This window comes from Dietzia sp. HMSC21D01 (assembly GCF_001815995.1).
Lineage (GTDB): Bacteria > Actinomycetota > Actinomycetes > Mycobacteriales > Mycobacteriaceae > Dietzia > Dietzia cinnamea.
Map to the genome: position 1 here is coordinate 1 of NZ_KV823784.1, position 714 is coordinate 714.

The following is a 714-nucleotide window of genomic DNA, read 5'->3' on the forward strand; positions in this document are numbered from 1 at the left end:
CGCGTCGGCGGTCCTCGTGGCGGCGATCGTCGTCGCCCGCCTCGGCCAACCGCCCGACTCGGCGCCCGGCAGCCCGCCGAGGCAGTCGGTCCTCGCGCTGCTCGAGACGGTGCGCGTGGTGGACGCCCGTGAGCCGGTGCCCGGATACGACCGTGAGTGCAGCGGCGCATCCGCCTGTGTGTTCGGGCCCGCCTGGAGCGACACGACCGAGGCGCCCGGGTCGGGTAACGGGTGCTCGACCCGCCACGACGTCCTGGCGCGTGACCTGCGCGGGGGGACCCCGGTGCCCGGATCGCCGTGCGAGCGTGACGGTGGCGTCCTCGTCGACCCCTACACCGGGCGGACCGTCGACGTGGGCGTCACCGGGCTACGCGGGATCCACGTAGATCACGTCTACCCGCTCTCGGCGGCGTGGGACCTCGGCGCATGGGCCTGGTCTCCGAGTCGACGCGCCGCTTTCGCCAACGACGTCGACCACAATCTGTTGGCCGTCACCGCCGCGGTCAACACCGGGAAGAGCGATTCCACCCCGGCCGACTGGCTCCCACCGGACCCGACCCGTCATTGCTTCTACGCCTCCCGGTACCTCACCGCGGCGACGGCCTACGGACTACCCGTGACGAGATCGGATCACGAGGCGCTCGCCGACGCCGCCCGCCGGTGTCCGGCAGGGCGGTGAGGTGGAGGCCGGCGTCCGGCCGGGCGGAGAGGCGG

At 73.8% G+C, this 714-nt stretch carries 1 protein-coding gene; it reads left to right on the plus strand.

Going from position 1 to position 714, the window contains the following annotated elements; genetic code table 11:
• A partial coding sequence (locus HMPREF3086_RS03975) for an HNH endonuclease family protein (RefSeq protein WP_070720259.1) occupies nt 1-679 on the plus strand: 679 nt, incomplete at its 5' end.
• Nucleotides 680-714 lie beyond the last annotated feature (35 nt).